Here is a 14,753-nt window from a genome sequence, read left to right as displayed (position 1 = left end):
GCGTGTTATGCTCGTCCGTCCTTTCCATCAGAGGAGGTCCAGCATGAGTCGATCATCGCTTGTCAACGTCGGGTTCGCGGCAATGTTCCTTGCGGCGGCGCCGCTGCTCCCGGCGTGCGCCGTCGGTCCGGACGGCACGGAAGAAGCCGAGTCCACCGGCCGCGCGAGCATCGCCCTGGTGGCGCAGACCAACGGGCACGTGTACCGGCTGAGCAACGCGCTCTTCAGGATCGAGGGGCCGATCGTCACGTACCTCGGCACCTCGGATGATCCGGGCGAGACGGTGCTCAGCGCGGCATTGCCCACCGGCGATTACGCGAGCACCCTGGAGCAGGGCTGGGTCTTGCAGCGCGATGACGGGGGCACGTTTGTGCCCGTGCAGGCGACGCTGCTCACCCCTCCCACCGCCTCATTCACTATTTACGATGGGGCCGTCACGCAGCTGGTCTATCAATTCCAGACGGACGGCGCGATCATCACCATCGGGGATGGGCAGCTGGACATCTCCATCGAGGTGACCGAGGTCGGCGGTGGCGGCGCGTGCACGCCGTTCGGCGCGGGCTGTAGCGGCGGCGAGTGGTGTGTTCCAGGACCGCTGATGGGAGGGGTTCCGGCCTGCCTCCCGGGAGGCACCATCCCCGTAGGAGGCACATGTGGAGGCGTCGAGGGGTGTGTGTCCAACGCCGCGTGCGGCGACCTGACCGGGGAGGGCGTCACCTTCACCTGCATCGAGCTCTGCCCGGGGAGCAGCTTCGGCGCGCCGTGTGCCAGCGGCGGGAGCTGCGTCGACATCGGCTACCCGGAGTTCGGGATCTGCTTCTGAGCGGGGTTCGCGGCGATCGTCGCCGGGAGCGCGCGGGCGGCTTCCGGCGACGATCGCATCGGGCGGCGACCCTCCGTCGGGTCAGCGCGGAATGAGGTTGCGGCAGCCGCTGCCGCAGGCGTCCCCGTCGCGGTTGTTGCCGTCGTCGCACTCCTCCACGTCCTGGACGACGCCATCACCGCAGTACTCGCCGAGCTTGCAGTCCTGCGCGCACTCGCCGTAGCCGCCGTCGTTCACGCCGTCGTCGCACTCCTCGCCCAGGCTGACGACGCTGTCGCCGCAGATGGGCTTGCACTCGCTGCGCGCCGTCGCGAAGCCCTGCAGCGTGAGCTTGAACGTCGACGCCGCGGTCTGGCGCTCGGCGTGGAACACCGCGATCTGGTAGACGCCGCCGTCCGTCAGGCCGAGGTCGATGTTCCGCGGCTGGATGTTGTCGTTTTCCTCCGTGGCGTAGGTGACCCTGCCGCCCCCGTTGGCGCCGATGACGAGGCGCCCGTTGACGGCGCTGTGGATGCCGCCGACGTCGACCGCGAGGCGATCGTTGATGAACACCCACACGTCGTCGTCGCCGGTGAAGTCGAGCTCGTACTGCTCGCCCGCGTTGTACTGGAACCAGTAGCGGATCTCGCTCGTGAAATGGAAGTTGTGCTTCGGGCTGCCCTGCTCCTTCAGCCAGTCGCCGCCGCCGTAGCTCGGGAAGATGTCGGCCGCGACGCGCTCGGCTGCCGGGGTGAACGGATCGTCGTCGACCGGGAAGAACAGCGGGTTCCCGTCGTAGGTCTCCTCGATGTACCTCGCCCAGTAGACCCCGCCGCGCACCTCGCAGCTGTGGAACGCCTCGCTGTGGATGTCGCCGCAGTCCGGGGTGGCCTGCGCCGACGAGGTGCACTCCTCGTCGTTCACCTCGTTGCCCACGTTGCCGCAATAGTGCTCGCTCTCCTGGGACAGCAGGGTCCACTGCTCGCCGTCCTCGCCCCAGCGGTTCACGAAGCGGCCGTCGCCGGTGTCCCAGAGCGTGAGGGTGGTGACCGTGGTGCTGTTGGTGCCGGGCACGTCGTGGTACCACTGGGCGAAGCTGTCCGCGCTCGTCACCAGGCTATTGGCGGCGGCCATGTACGTCGGCTTCTTCTGGGCGTCGAGCCGGGGCCCGACCATGTTGAAGATCGGCCTGCTGTTGGCGGGCCCCTTCGGCTCGAAGTCGGGGTGGGCCGCCTTGAAGTCGCGGAAGACGACAGGCACGGCCATCGAGCCCGAGGGCTGGGGAACGGCGCATGTGTATCCCGGCTCCTTCGTGCACGTCGCGGAGCAGCCGTCGCCGTCGATGTTGTTGCCGTCGTCGCACTCCTCGCCGAGCACGAGGCCATCGCCGCAGCTGGACGTGCAGGAGCCCGCGGAGCAATCGGGCTCGGCCTGGCAGCTCGAGGAGCAGCCGTCGAAGGGCATCGTGTTGCCGTCTTCGCAGCTCTCCGCGCCCTCTTGCGTCTTGTCGCCGCAGATCGTCGGCGTGCAGGCGCTCGGGCTGCCGCTGCACTTGAAGCCGACCTCCACCTTGCAGGTCGGCGAGCAGCCGTCGGTCGCCTCGGTGTTGCCGTCGTCGCAGAGCTCCGGGAACACCACGGCGCCGTCACCGCAGCGGGCGATACGCGTGCAAGCGACCCCGGGCAGCGGGCACGACCAGCCGAGCTCGACCGAGCGGCAATCCGCCGCGCAGCCGTCATCCCCCACCGCATTTCCGTCGTCGCACGCCTCGTCGTTCGTCAGGCCCCCGTCGCCGCAACGGAACGCGCTGTCGCTGTCGCCGATGTCCGATCCGCTCCCCGTGGTGTTGCCGTCGCCGAGATCGCCGCCGGTGGTGGTGGTGGGTTTGTCCCCGCCGCCACCGGGGCCGCCGCCTCCGGGAGGGCGGTCGGCGCTCGCAGAGCAGCTCGCCACCAGGGCGGCGCAGCTCGTGATGAAAATGGTTGAACCAAGCCACGAAGATCGGGGACGCATGACCTGCTCCTTCCGGTTGCCCGGGACCTCTCGGGATGCGGGAATTCGCGACAGTCTCCCACGCGGGTGCCCTGAATTCGAGCCCTTCCTTCGCGCGCCGCGGCCTCCAGGGCGGTTGAACAAGGCGACTCCCCCTGTGCGTCGACAAATCCTGAACCAGCGTCTCTTTCCCCCGAGGGCGGACCGCCTGAGGGACGTATACTCGCGCGCCTGCCGGCTCCCTCGTCACTCGCGGGGTGGCCGGCCCGTCACCGGACCTGGAGCGCTGCATGGTGCGATCGTCTGACTCGACCCGTCCTCCGGGGAGCGCACGCCTCCCCGGCGCGACCGCGCGCTCCCGGCGCTCCTGGCCCGGGTGGGCCGGCTTCTCCGGCGTGCTCCTCCTGGTCATCCTCGTGCCGTTCTTCCTCTTCGCCGACAGCCTCGAGGCCGCGGCGCGAAGGCTGCTCGCGGCGCCGCCCTCGCCCATCGCGACGGCGCTCGTCCTCGGCGGATTGCTCGCCGGCGATATCGTCCTGCCGGTGCCGTCGAGCCTGGTGAGCACGGCGGCGGGCGGGCTGCTCGGCTTCTGGCGCGGGACGGCGGTCTCCTGGGCGGGCATGATGGCGGGCTCGGGGCTGGGTTATCTGGTCGGCGCGCGCGCGGGCGCGCCGGCCTTGCAGCGGATGGTGGGCGAGGCGGAGCTCGCGCGCCTGACGCGGGCCGCCGAGCGGCACGGCCGCTGGTTCCTGCTCCTCTTCCGCGGCGTGCCCGTGCTCGCGGAGGCGTCTCTCGTCTTCGCGGGCGCGGGCCGCATGCCCTGGCGCGCGTTCGTCACGGTGACGGCCCTGGCCAACCTGGGCATCTCGGCGACCTATGCCGCGGTGGGCGCCTCGGCCGCGCGGCTCACGTCATCCCTGCTGCTGCTCGCCGGGATGGTGCTCCTGCCGGGGCTCGCGCTGCTCCTCGTGCGCCTGCCGGAGCGCCGGCGGAGGCCGCGAGAGGAGGGCGAGGGCCGCGGGAGAAGAAGGGAGTAGTGTTATCCGCTCAGCCGCCGGCACGCCCGCCGCCGTCAGGATCGATGAAGGCCGGAGCAGCGCGTCGACGCGCCGACGCGTCGCGTGCCCCCGTGACAGGCATCGTGGCGAGTCGTGGTCTTTCAGCTTGCCTTTTCCATCGACGAGCTCTGCCGATGTCCCCTTTCATCGACTTTGACGCTGTGCGCAGGGTGGATGACGCTGTGCACCTATCGAATGACGCCGCGCGCCCTTCGGGAGCGCAGGGCGCCCAGGTGGTTCGGCAATTCATGTGCAACTTGAAAGTCAAGCGCCTCGTGGCGGTCGCCCCCTCGTGCAGCGCTCCTGCAGGATGCCGCTGAAGGACAGCGCCTCCTGCGATCCACCGTCGTGGGAAAAACACCGCCCTATCGATAACTGGTCCGGGCGTCGGGGGGTGCGTCTCGTCTTGACCCTCTGTTTGGCGGCGGGTAACATGCGAGCCCGGTTGGCAACCCGTCGGTGTTGCTTGATTGCGAATTCTGCGCAGGGTCGACTGTAGAGCGCGACCGACCGTTGATCTGGCTGAGATTGTCTTACGGACGAGCCTTGGGGGTTGTCGCTCGAAGCAGTGCGCCGTGTTCTGAATTTGTGCTTAACGAAAGAACGAACCTATGAGAATCCGAAGAAGCCATATCTTCTTGTGTTCCTTCGCCGCCCTTGCTCTGACGGGCATCGCCTGCGGTGGTGATGGATCGACCGCGGCGACCGGGGGAGGGCTGACGGGCTCCGGCGGCGCGGGCAGCGGCAACGGCAGCGGCGCGGGCAGCACCGTCGGCAACGGCAACGGCAGCGGCGCGGGCAGCACCGTCGGCAACGGCTCGGGCGCGGGCAGCAGCGTCAGCAACGGCGCGGGCGCGGGCAGCACCACCAGCAACGGCGCGGGCGCTGGAGTCCCGAGCGGCAGCGGCAGCGGCAACCCGGACGCGAAGCCCACGCCGGACACCGACGACTCGCCGAACGGCAGGTTCCGGGTCAACCTCGACAACGGCCGCCTGACGCAGGACGGCGCGGAGATCCAGGTTCGCGGCGGCAACTGGTTCGGGCTCGAGGGACAGGACGATCTCGATCGTCCCGGCGCCATGGAGCTCTTCATCGGGTCGATGTGGTGGGCGGAGAACAGCGCCCCGCGCACGATCGAGGACACGATGAAGGAGCTCACCAGCTCCAACCTCAAGTTCAACACGATCCGGCTCCCCATCGCGCCGCAGACCCTGGTCGCCAACCACCCGGACGGCAACTACAGCACCACCTCGCCCCGGATCAGGAACAACGACGAGGACGTCTACCCGTACGCCAACGCCCTCGAGGCGCTGGAGGACTTCCTCAAGCAGGCCGACAAGAACAACCTGAACGTCATCATCGGCATCCACTCCTGCTCGAACCACCTCGGGTGGCGCGCGGGCAGGCTCGACGATAACAAGCCCTACGTGGACAGCGATCGCGAGAACTACGATTACAAGGCGGACGACTACTCGTGCCTTACGGGCGAGGACGCCTACAACTACGACAAGTGGCTCGCGGACATCCGGAAGATCGCGCAGCTGCCCAAGAAGCTCAACATCAAGAACATCATCGGCGTCGATTGCTTCAACGAACCGTGGAAGTACAGCTGGCCCGAGTGGGCGGACATGGCCAAGGCCTGCTACGACGTCATCGCCGAAGAGAACGACGACATGATCGCGGTGGTCCAGGGCGTTTCCGGCAGCCACCAGCCCGCGGGCGCCAGCGGCCTGACGCTGGAGCCGGAGCCCCACGGCGATCCCGACCTCAACCCGAACTGGGGTGAGAACTTCTACGGACAGACGGCCTACCCGATCCAGATCCCCAGGAATCGGCTCTGCTTCTCGCCCCACACCTACGGGCCTGCAGTGTTCGTTCAGAAGCAGCACGTCGATCAGTCGAAGCCCGAGTGCGTCGGGCTCGAGGACGAGGCGGCTGCCAAGGCCGGGTGCGGGCTGATCCTGGAGCGGAGCAACGCAACGGCTGTCGCGAAGCTGGAAGCGCAGTGGGACGAGCACTTCGGGTTCCTGCACGACCAGAAGTTCTGCGTGATCACCGGCGAGTTCGGCGGCGTGAAGGACTGGCCGAAGAACGAGATGGACCCGGCGCTGGCCCAGCAGTGGGCGCACCTGCCTGCCGGCAAGCGCTACGACTGGGAGTGGCAGAACATGTACGTGGATTACCTCATCAAGAAGAAGATGACGGACTTCACGTACTGGTCCATCAACCCCGAGTCGGGTGATACGGGTGGCATCTACGAGCACGCGTACACCGACGCCGACAAGTCGGGCTGGGGCACCTGGACGGGGCTCGACAAGGAGAAGGTCGACATGCTGGCCCGCCTCAAGTAGGCCGAGCCGCTGACGAAGAAGACCGCCCGCGGGCCTGGGCCTGCGGGCGGTTCTCTTTTGTGACTTCCGCCGTGTGACGCCAGCTTGCCACGGCGGCGTCGACCCGGGTCGTGGCCGAGCGCCGCGCGGTCGGGGCGGATCGGGCAGCGCGCTCGCCGATCGGTGGCAGCGGCGCGCTGCCGTGTTCCGCGGCGCTCCCGGCTTGGATACGCTGCTTCACGAGCTCCCCCGTCTCGTGTGTGCATACGGGGCCGAGCGCGCTGCTCTTCGAAGCCCCGCACCCGCCATGTACCGTACCGCCGCTCCCCTGCCTCCCGAGCCGCCCCGCGAGTGGCAGCTCATCGTCGAGGCCTTTCTGTACGAGCACCTCTCCGTGCCCGAGGCATGGCTCGCGCGCGCCGGGGGCACCGTCGCGCTGCTCGTCGGCGCGCGGATGCTCGCGCCCGAGCACCACGGGGAGAACCGCGCCTGGCTGTTCGGCGATCTGCGGCGGATGGAGGGCCAGCGGCCGCCGCTCCTCGCCCCCGCCTCGTTCGGGCTGGAGCGCGTGTGCGCGCCGGGCGAGGCGGAGGCCCTCCCGCGGCACGTCGCCGTGTGCCCCTGGCCCGACGCGGCGGGGATGACGCTGGCGGGCATCGCGCGCCACCTTCCGGGCTCGCGCTTCGAGATCGGCGCGGCGGCGGAGGTCGCGGCGCAGCTCGCGCGCGTGCGGCTCGCGGTGCCGCACGCGCGCTTCACGTACGCGCGCGTCATCGTCTTCGAGAGCGGCGAGGTGCGGGTCGCGCCGCCCCTGCCCGAGACGGAGCGCTCGGCCGCGCTGAGCCATACGGGGTTCGAGTACCTCGATGATCTGGGGATCAGGGTCTTCCAGCCAGGCGACCCCCGCGAGGCGGAGCCAGGCTTCGGCGTCGCGTCGGCGCTCTTCGAGCTCGTCGCCGGCTTCGGCGAGGCGGGCGGCGTGGCGAAGCGCCAGTTCCTCCACGCCGCGATCACGGCGCAGCCCGCGCACCCGCTGCCGTCGGACTTCGGCGTGCGCAGCCGCGAGGTCGACGCCCTCGTCGCGCGGGGCACGTCGGGCGACGCGTCGCTCCCCGAGCTGGCGCAGGCGCTCGCGGCGCTCAGCCAGGCGCTCGACGGCGCAGCCGCGCTCGGGCGCGCGGTGCGCGCGAGCGTCGCGGCGGCCGCGCCCTCGCCGCCCCACGGGCAGACGTGGAATGGAAAGCGTGTTTACATGCTCTTCCCCGACGTGCAGGCGCTCCCCGTCGGCGCCGGCTGGCCGGGGCCCGAGCCATGAAGAGACCGCGCCGCCGCGGCGTCTCGTGTGCCTCTCACGGGTCTCTCGTGTGGCAAGCCGCGGCTAGGCGCAGCCCGGCACCTCGTCGAAGCTGAAGAAGACCTGCTTGCCCATGGAGCGGGACAGCTCGACCATCTCGTCGGCTCCCTTCGAGGGGCCGCCGATCCGCAGGCAAGCGTCGCAGCGCGCGACGAGCCGGCGGGCGACGGGATGGAAGATCTCGTTGAAGATCTCGTCGCCGATCTGCCGCGACCCGGCGTGCTCGATGAGCGGCAGCGCGAACCATTCGCCGAGGACGGGGAGGTGGCCCGCCCGGAAGAGGCGCACGGCCATGTCGTTCATCGCGCGAACGTTGGCCGCGATCAGGACCGGATCATCGCCCGTGCCCGAGCGATACGGCCCGGCGACGAGGATCATGAGGGGCTGGGTGGGTTGCATCGTCTGCCGTCAAGTCAAGGGGCCTGCAGGTCGCGATCGGCGCTCGGGAACCAGCGCGTCGCGGCGCGGACCGCGTTGGTGGCCGCGCCGAGCCGAAGGTTGTCCCCGACCACGGTCAGGCACACGCTCTTCCGGTCGCGGTCCCGGGGATCGGGGCGGATCCGCCCGACCAGCGCGAGGTCTCGGTCCTGCACGCAGTGGAGCGCGCTCAGGCCCTCGCCGGCGGCGCCGGGGAGGTGCTTCACGAAGGGCGACTTCGCCGGATCGCCCAGGATGCTCGCGACCCGCTCGAGATCCACCGGGCGATCGAACGTGACCCACGCGTTCTCGTAGTGGCCGACCGCGACGCCGACCCGGCAGCACTGCGCGGAGACGCCGAGCTCCGGCATGCTCAGGATCTTGCGGCTCTCGAAGATGAGCTTCCGCTCTTCCGAGGAGAAGCCGCTCTCGTCGGTGCCGCCGTTGTGCGGGACGGTGTTGCCGGCGTAGCCCGACGTCTTGAACGGCAGGCCCAGCCGATCGAGGGCCTGGAAGCCGTCGCGCGCGTCCGCGAGGAACGAGTCCAGGGCGGCGATGCCGGCGCCGCTGACCGCCTGGTACGTGCTCACCGTGACCGCGCTCAGCCCGAACTCCCGGCGCAGGGGCGAGAGCGCGAGCATCAGCGGGATGGTCGTGCAGTTGGGGTTGGCCACGAGCCGGACCGAGTCGTCGACGATGCTCGAGTTCACCCCGGCGACGACGAGCGGCACCTTCGGGTCGGCGCGGTACGTGTTGCTCTTGTCGATCACGCGGTACCCGAGCTCCACGAGCCGCGGGGCGTACCGCTTGCTGTGATCGTCATCCAGGGCCACGAACGCGAGGTCTCCGCGGGGGGCGTCCTGCGCCTCGAGGCGCGACGCGCTGAGCACCTCGTACGACTTGCCGTCGAGGGTGAGCTCCTGGTCCCGGCTCGCGAACAGGGCGAGCGTCGCGCCGGGCCAGGCCCGCGCGATGAGGGTGATGGTTTCGCGGCCGACAAGGCCCGTGGCGCCGAGGATGCAGATTCGCATAAGGGCGCTCTTTACCAGACCGGGGCCCAGCCGACGAGGGGCGAGTGGCCGGGCGCCGCGGCGGCGTTCTGCCTACCTGGCTACCTGCCTGGCCGAGCCTACCTGGCCTAGCCTAGCCGCGCGCCGCGTCCCTTCCGCCCGCGTGCCCAGCCGCCGTCCCGTCGGCGGCCGGGGCGCGGCCCGCGCTCAGATGACCGTGCCCGGCGGGACGACGGCGTTCTTCGGGACGACCACGATGCCCTCCCGGGCCGCGTAGTACGGGGCGTCGCTGTCCGGCCGGTCGGGGATGTTGCGGATCACCACCCCGTCGCCGATGCGCGCGTTCTTGTCGATGATCGCGCCGTCGATCGTGCACCCCCGGCCGATGCCGATGGGCGGCAGGCCCCTCGTGCTCTCGGGGCCGTGGGGCTGGAACAGCGACTCGTAGTCCGCGCCCATCATGACCGTGTTCGCCATGGAGACGTGGGGCCCGATGGAGGAGAGCTGCCCGACGACCGACCGGGAGATCTTCGACTCGACGATCCGGCTCCCCTCGGCGAGGAGCACCTGGTCGAGGACCGAGCCGGCGGTGACGTGGGCCGGAGGGAAGAACTGCGGGCGCGTGTAGATCGGCCGCTGCGGGTCGTAGAACGAGAACGGAGGATCGGAGTCCGTGAGCGCGAGGCTGGCCTCGTAGTAGCTGCGGATCGTGCCGATGTCCTCCCAGTACCCGTCGAACGTGTAGGTCATCATCCGATGGGTGTCGAGCGCCCGGGGGAGGATGTGGCTGCCGAAGTCGGAGGCGTTGTCGTGCTCGAGCATCTCGTAGAGCGCCTTGGCGCTGAAGATGTAGACGCCCATCGAGGCGAGCCACGGGGTCGCCTGATCGGGCACCTGCCGCACGTTGTCGAGCAGCTTCATGTCCTTCGGCTTCTCGATGAACTTGAGCACTCGCCCGGTGTCGTCGGTGTCCACGATGCCGAGGCGCGACACCTCGGCCGTCGGGACCGGGCGGACGGCGAGCGTGACGTCGGCCCGGGTCTCGCGGTGGTGCTCGAGGAAGGGCTCGTAGTCCATGCGGTAGAGGTGATCGCCCGAGAGGATCATGACGTCCCGCGGGTTCGGCGATTTCACCTCGACGAGCTGCTTGCGGACGGCGTCGGCGGTGCCCTGGTACCAGTCGCTGTGGGTCGGCGTCTGCTCGGCCGCGAGGATCTGCACCGCGCCGGCGGAGAAGACGTCGAATCGGTACGTCTGCGTGATGTGGTTGTGGAGCGAGACCGAGTTGAACTGCGTGAGGATGTGGATGCGGTTGAACCCCGAGTTGAGGCAGTTGCTGATCGGGATGTCGACCAGCCGGTACTTGCCGCCGGTCGGGACCGCTGGCTTCGAGCGCAGCTTGGTGAGCGGGTAGAGGCGGCTTCCTACGCCTCCGCCGAGGATCAAAACCACCACGTCGTTGTGCTTCAAGCGGGTCTCCGCGAGGTGAGGGGGACGGTTCGACGCCCGGGACGATGGGCGCGGTTACACTAGCAGGAGTGGCGAACCCGCCGGGCTGCAGATCGCTCAGCGGCAGCGGGCTGGGCGGTCGCTCGGGCCGGGAGCTTCCCGGGCGATCGCCCCCGTCTGCTCCTCCACGCTGAGCGACGTGATCCGCGCGTCCGGCGAGGTGTCCACGCGCACGGCCAGCGAGAGCGCGCCGCGCTCGCAGCGCAGGCCGAAGCGCGCCGCCGTGGCGCTCTCCACCACGGCGGAGCCGTCGAGCGCGCACGCCCCCACCCGCGCGCCGGCGTCGCGCAGCGCCTTTCGCAGGGAGGTGAGGTGAGCCTCCGGGAACCAGCCGGGCCTGAGCCTGCGATCGAGCGCCTCGGCGCGCGCGCGGCCGATGACCGAGGCGACGGCCTGAGCGGCGCGGCGCAGGGGCGGGGAGGGCGGGACGACGCGCGCCGCCATGGCGCCGGTCGCCGCGAGCTGGCCTAGCACGTCCGCGTTGAGCGACTCGAGGTCGGCGCCGGCGACGTTGGCGAGCGCGACGACGCCGACGCCCCGCTGCGGGAGGAGCGTCACCGACGCGGAGAAGCCGTCGATCAGGCCGTTGTGGAAGACCATGTGGCCGAGGTCGCAGTCCTCGCGCACATGCCAGCCGAGCCCGGGGCCGTCGTCGCCGCCGGCGGCCGGGAACGCCGAGCCGTTGCGCGCCATCAGGTGCGACTCGCGCACCGTGCTCCGCCGCAGGGCCCCCGTCTCGGGCGCGTCGCGCGCGGGCCAGGCGGCGAGCTCGAACCCGACGAAGCGACCCATGTCGGCGAGGCTCGCGTAGAGCCCCGCGGTCGCCTCGGAGGCCCCGAGCCGCCAGGGCTGGATCGGCGCGACGGCGCCGTCGTCGGCGCTCCGCGCGTGGGGCGAGGCGAGCGCGCCGGGCGGCACCTGCGACGGGTCCCAGGCGGCGTCGCGCATGCCGAGCGGCCCGAGCACCGCGTCGCTCATGTAGCGCCGGTACGGCACGCCGGCGGCGCGCGCGACGACCAGCCCGAGGAGCGAATAGCCGAGGTTCGAGTAGGAGGTCGCGGCGCCCGGCGCGCTCTCGAGCCCGAAGCCGTCGAGCGTGGCCAGGATCTCCCGCTCGGTGACGTCGCGCGACGTCGACGCCGGGGGGAACACCCCGAGCCGCGGCAGGCCGGAGCTGTGCGTGAGCAGATCGCGGACGGTGATCTGCCGCGCGTCGCGCGTCGGGTAGACGACGCCGGTGAGCGCCGGCAGGTAGCGCGCCGCCGGGGCGTCGATCGACAGCCGCCCTTCGTCGCGGAGCCGCAGTATCGCCGCCGCGGTCAGCGGCTTGGTGACGGAGCCGATGCGGAAGCGCGTGTGCTCGTCGACCGCCCCGCCCGCCGCGGCGTCCCGCACGCCGAGCACCGCCTGGATCGCGAGCTCCTCGTCGATGACGACGCCGAGCGCGAGCGCCGGCAAGCGCTCCCTCTCCGCGGCGCGCCGCGCGAGCGCCTGCACGTCGGCCGCCGCCGCGCGGAGCTTCCGCCCGCGCGCTGGATCGGGGAAGCGCGGCGTCGGCGCGGGCTCTCTGGCGAAGCGCTGGTCGAGCGGCGCCGCGGCCCCCCGCGCGACGGCCGGCGGCGCGGGCGCGGTCGACGCGCACCCGCAGAGGAGCAGGGGTGACGCGGAGAAGACGGCCGCGGCGAGGAGCGCGGCGAGCCTGTCGTCGATCGTCCTCAAGTCGGAGCCATGACTCTCGCTCTTCGATCGCGACCCGACAATTCGAAACGGACCCGGTGGAGGGGGGCAGCGCTCGATTTTGGCGGTGGAGGTAGGCAGGGAGCGCGACGTGCGCGCAGCTCTGGGGTGGGGATCCCACGGTGTGAGCCGCGCGGGGCCGTGACGGCGCGCGCGGGATCGGGGGCGCCGGCGGTGTACGCGCCTACGCCTGCGCGAACCGCTCCTGGAAGGCCCGGTAGTTCGGCCGATCGTCGCCCCGGTCGTACACCGCGAACACCACGCGCGAGAACGCGCCGCGGAAGCGCGGGCGCTCGAGGCACCGGGCGAAGACGTCGGCGACCTCGCGCGGATCGTTGCGGAAGACGCCGCACCCCCACGCCCCGAGGACCAGGCACCGGTGCCCGTGCGCGCCCGCAGCGGCGAGCACCATGTCCGCGCGGCGCTCCAGGGCGGCTCGGATCTCCTGGTCCGTGGCGTCGTCGCGCTGGAACGCCTCGCCGGCGTTCGGCGCCGGCGCCGTGATGATCGACAGCGCGAACGGCCGGTCGAGGAGGGCGTGCCGCTCGTCGCGGAAGAACGGCACGTCCGGCGAGTAGATGATGTGGTCGGTATAGAGAAAGCTCCCGCAGGCGCGGTTCTGGTCGTAATACTCGCGCTGCTCGACCAGGGCCGCGTACAGCGCCGAGCACCTGGCGAGGTCCTCCTCCTGGGCCTTGGCCCCGCGCAGGAACCCGCCCCCGGGGTTCTTGGCGGACGCGAAGTTGAGGGCCATGACGCGGGCCTCGCTCTGCTGCTCGATGAGCCGCCGCCCGGCGGCCCCCGTGGTCTCGCCGGTGACCTCGATCACCGTCGGGCGCTCGAGGCGCTCCTTCGGCTCCCAGGCGTCGAGTGATCCGGGCCGGTAGAGCACGGTCCCCTTCACCGCGGCGAGCACGCGGTCGCGGATGCGAACGGTTGCGCCCGAGGGCGCGACGTACTCGCCACGACTCGCGATCTGCACGGTCTCTGCGGCGATGCTGGTCAGCTTCATGCGCTCAAGGATTGGCGAGCCGCGGCCGCTCGTCCAGCGAAACGCGCGGCGCGGGCGCGGCGGGGAGCGCTGCCCCCTCTGCCGGAGGCGCAGGCGGGCCGGCGATTTCCTCCAGCCAGCGTTCACCCCGCGGGGGCCGTCGAGTACACGCGCGTCGCGCCGACCGCGAGGCCGAACGGCTCGTTCTGCGCGGTGACGAGCCGCTCCGGCTCGGCGCCGCCCGGCTCGCGATCGACCGCCTCGAGCCGGTCCCGGCGGCGCGCGCTGCTTCGATCTCGATACGCAAGTCCTTGCACAGGTGCGCAAGCACCCGCTCCACGAGTGTGGACTCCATCGCACCGCGCTTGAGCTCTGGACCGCAAAGTCACGCCATCGCGCATGCGGCACGTCGCTTGCCAATATCGGACGACGAAACCGGACGCCATCCGCGTCAGTACCAGCAGTCGAGTCGGCCCGACCCGCCGTGGGGGTCCCGTGGCGCCGTCCGGCGGAGCTCACTGCGGCGCTGCGCGCCCTCGCCTGACCCGGGAGGGAAAGGCATGAACGAGAGGTACCTGTATGATGAGTCATCCGTCTACGAAGTCTCGCGGTCTCCTTCATGGCACTCTTGGTCTCCTCGTCCTGTCGCTCGCGCCGGCCGGGTGCGCCGCCGGCGCGCCCGGGGGAGAGGAGATCTCCGAGCAGGTCGGCGATACGGAGGTGAGCTTCGACGCGTTCGAGGCTCGCACCTATCGTGAGCCGGAGAGCGGCATCTACATCGTCGATGGCGACATCCCCGTCGAGGGCCTCGACGGGCTCGAGCGGTTCTATGAGCGCCACGTCCAGCGCGGGGCGCTCATCGTCGGTCGGAGCCATGGAAGGGACGTGCGGTGGAGCGACAGGGAGAAGCGGAGCCTCAGCTACTGCGTGAGCGAGGCGTTCGGTGGCGACCATGGCGCGGTGGTCTCCGCGATGGAGAGCGCCGCCGGGGCGTGGGAGGAGGTGGCGGACGTCCGCTTCGTTCACCTCGCGGACCAGGACGACGCGTGCGACGCGCGCAACAAGAGGGTCGTCTTCGACGTGCGCCCGGTCGAGGGGCAGCCGTACTACGCGCGCGCGTTCTTCCCTGACAGCTCGCGCCGCGCGCGCAATCTCCTCATCGACTCGACCGCCCTCGGCCCGCTGGATCTCTGGACGCTCACGGGCGTCCTGCGGCACGAGCTCGGCCACGCGCTCGGGTTCCGGCACGAGCACACGCGGCCCGAGGCGGGCGCCTGCTTCGAGGACGACGGCTGGCGTGCCCTGACGCCGTACGACGCGGGCTCGGTGATGCACTATCCGTGGTGCAACGGCACGAACTGGGGCGACCTCGACCTGACGAAGCGCGACGCGCGCGGCGCCGCGGCCCTGTACGGCCCGCCCTGCCGGTGAGCTCCGCCCCGCGGCGCGCGCTGCGTCCCGCGCGCGCTGCGTGCCGCGCGCCGCGCCGGCGGGAGCGCTGGCGCGGTGGGGAGCCCGAGGGACCATGGCGCGCGCGCGCCGCGCGTGAGATC

At 71.1% G+C, this 14,753-nt stretch carries 12 protein-coding genes; 5 read left to right on the top strand and 7 right to left on the bottom strand.

Going from position 1 to position 14,753, the window contains the following annotated elements; all coding sequences use genetic code 11:
- Nucleotides 1-43: 43 nt before the first annotated feature.
- Nucleotides 44-823 carry a hypothetical protein gene (locus WMF27_RS26655; protein ID WP_437766059.1) on the top strand — a complete coding sequence of 260 codons (780 nt, stop codon included), beginning with the start codon at nucleotides 44-46 and terminating at the stop codon, nucleotides 821-823.
- An 81-nt stretch (nucleotides 824-904) separates the two neighbouring features.
- On the opposite strand, the gene WMF27_RS26650 is transcribed toward WMF27_RS26655, so the two are convergent.
- Complete coding sequence (locus WMF27_RS26650) at nucleotides 905-2,815, bottom strand: DUF4215 domain-containing protein (protein WP_437766060.1); 1,911 nt, start codon at nucleotides 2,813-2,815, stop codon at nucleotides 905-907.
- 269 nt (nucleotides 2,816-3,084) lie between these two features.
- Here WMF27_RS26650 and WMF27_RS26645 point away from each other — a divergent pair, with 269 nt between their 5' ends.
- From WMF27_RS26645 to WMF27_RS26635, 3 genes are all read left to right on the top strand, one after another.
- The gene (locus tag WMF27_RS26645) at nucleotides 3,085-3,831 is read left to right on the top strand and encodes a TVP38/TMEM64 family protein (RefSeq protein ID WP_437766061.1); all 747 of its coding nucleotides are present in this window, start codon (nucleotides 3,085-3,087) and stop codon (nucleotides 3,829-3,831) included.
- 632 nt (nucleotides 3,832-4,463) lie between these two features.
- Complete coding sequence (locus tag WMF27_RS26640) at nucleotides 4,464-6,203, top strand: glycoside hydrolase family 5 protein (RefSeq protein ID WP_437766062.1); 1,740 nt, start codon at nucleotides 4,464-4,466, stop codon at nucleotides 6,201-6,203.
- 286 nt (nucleotides 6,204-6,489) lie between these two features.
- Nucleotides 6,490-7,497, top strand: a complete 1,008-nt coding sequence (locus WMF27_RS26635) for a hypothetical protein (RefSeq protein WP_437766063.1) — start codon at nucleotides 6,490-6,492, stop codon at nucleotides 7,495-7,497.
- Nucleotides 7,498-7,560: 63 nt separating this feature from the next.
- On the opposite strand, the gene WMF27_RS26630 is transcribed toward WMF27_RS26635, so the two are convergent.
- The 6 genes from WMF27_RS26630 to WMF27_RS26605 form a co-directional block, all read right to left on the bottom strand.
- Nucleotides 7,561-7,935 (bottom strand): DUF4406 domain-containing protein, encoded by a 375-nt coding sequence (locus WMF27_RS26630; RefSeq protein WP_437766064.1) that lies wholly within the window; start codon nucleotides 7,933-7,935, stop codon nucleotides 7,561-7,563.
- 14 nt (nucleotides 7,936-7,949) lie between these two features.
- The gene (locus WMF27_RS26625; protein ID WP_437766065.1) at nucleotides 7,950-8,984 is read right to left on the bottom strand and encodes an aspartate-semialdehyde dehydrogenase; all 1,035 of its coding nucleotides are present in this window, start codon (nucleotides 8,982-8,984) and stop codon (nucleotides 7,950-7,952) included.
- A 186-nt stretch (nucleotides 8,985-9,170) separates the two neighbouring features.
- Nucleotides 9,171-10,433, bottom strand: a complete 1,263-nt coding sequence (locus WMF27_RS26620) for a glucose-1-phosphate adenylyltransferase (RefSeq protein WP_437766066.1) — start codon at nucleotides 10,431-10,433, stop codon at nucleotides 9,171-9,173.
- 96 nt (nucleotides 10,434-10,529) lie between these two features.
- Nucleotides 10,530-12,191, bottom strand: a complete 1,662-nt coding sequence (locus WMF27_RS26615; RefSeq protein ID WP_437766067.1) for a serine hydrolase domain-containing protein — start codon at nucleotides 12,189-12,191, stop codon at nucleotides 10,530-10,532.
- Between the two features lie 202 nt (nucleotides 12,192-12,393).
- Nucleotides 12,394-13,221, bottom strand: a complete 828-nt coding sequence (locus WMF27_RS26610; RefSeq protein ID WP_437766068.1) for a TIGR02452 family protein — start codon at nucleotides 13,219-13,221, stop codon at nucleotides 12,394-12,396.
- 122 nt (nucleotides 13,222-13,343) lie between these two features.
- Nucleotides 13,344-13,517, bottom strand: coding sequence for a hypothetical protein (locus WMF27_RS26605; RefSeq protein ID WP_437766069.1), 174 nt, complete (start codon nucleotides 13,515-13,517; stop codon nucleotides 13,344-13,346).
- A gap of 262 nt (nucleotides 13,518-13,779) precedes the next feature.
- On the opposite strand from WMF27_RS26605, the gene WMF27_RS26600 reads away from it, so the two are divergent.
- Complete coding sequence (locus WMF27_RS26600; RefSeq protein ID WP_437766070.1) at nucleotides 13,780-14,631, top strand: matrixin family metalloprotease; 852 nt, start codon at nucleotides 13,780-13,782, stop codon at nucleotides 14,629-14,631.
- The last annotated feature ends 122 nt before the right edge of the window (nucleotides 14,632-14,753 follow it).

The organism is Sorangium sp. So ce281, assembly GCF_051527395.1.
Lineage (GTDB): Bacteria > Myxococcota_A > Polyangia > Polyangiales > Polyangiaceae > Sorangium > Sorangium cellulosum_B.
The sequence above is the reverse complement of the archived record's forward strand: the minus strand, read 5'-3'. Positions and strand labels throughout refer to the sequence as shown.

Bases quoted from the DNA above. Each gene is read 5' to 3' on its own strand.
- WMF27_RS26610 (WP_437766068.1), bottom strand. From the start codon at position 13,221: ATGAAGCTGACCAGCATCGCCGCAGAGACCGTGCAGATCGCGAGTCGT.
- WMF27_RS26635 (WP_437766063.1), top strand. From the start codon at position 6,490: ATGTACCGTACCGCCGCTCCCCTGCCTCCCGAGCCGCCCCGCGAGTGG.
- WMF27_RS26625 (WP_437766065.1), bottom strand. From the start codon at position 8,984: ATGCGAATCTGCATCCTCGGCGCCACGGGCCTTGTCGGCCGCGAAACC.
- WMF27_RS26655 (WP_437766059.1), top strand. From the start codon at position 44: ATGAGTCGATCATCGCTTGTCAACGTCGGGTTCGCGGCAATGTTCCTT.
- WMF27_RS26650 (WP_437766060.1), bottom strand. From the start codon at position 2,815: ATGCGTCCCCGATCTTCGTGGCTTGGTTCAACCATTTTCATCACGAGC.
- WMF27_RS26600 (WP_437766070.1), top strand. From the start codon at position 13,780: ATGATGAGTCATCCGTCTACGAAGTCTCGCGGTCTCCTTCATGGCACT.
- WMF27_RS26640 (WP_437766062.1), top strand. From the start codon at position 4,464: ATGAGAATCCGAAGAAGCCATATCTTCTTGTGTTCCTTCGCCGCCCTT.
- WMF27_RS26630 (WP_437766064.1), bottom strand. From the start codon at position 7,935: ATGCAACCCACCCAGCCCCTCATGATCCTCGTCGCCGGGCCGTATCGC.
- WMF27_RS26645 (WP_437766061.1), top strand. From the start codon at position 3,085: ATGGTGCGATCGTCTGACTCGACCCGTCCTCCGGGGAGCGCACGCCTC.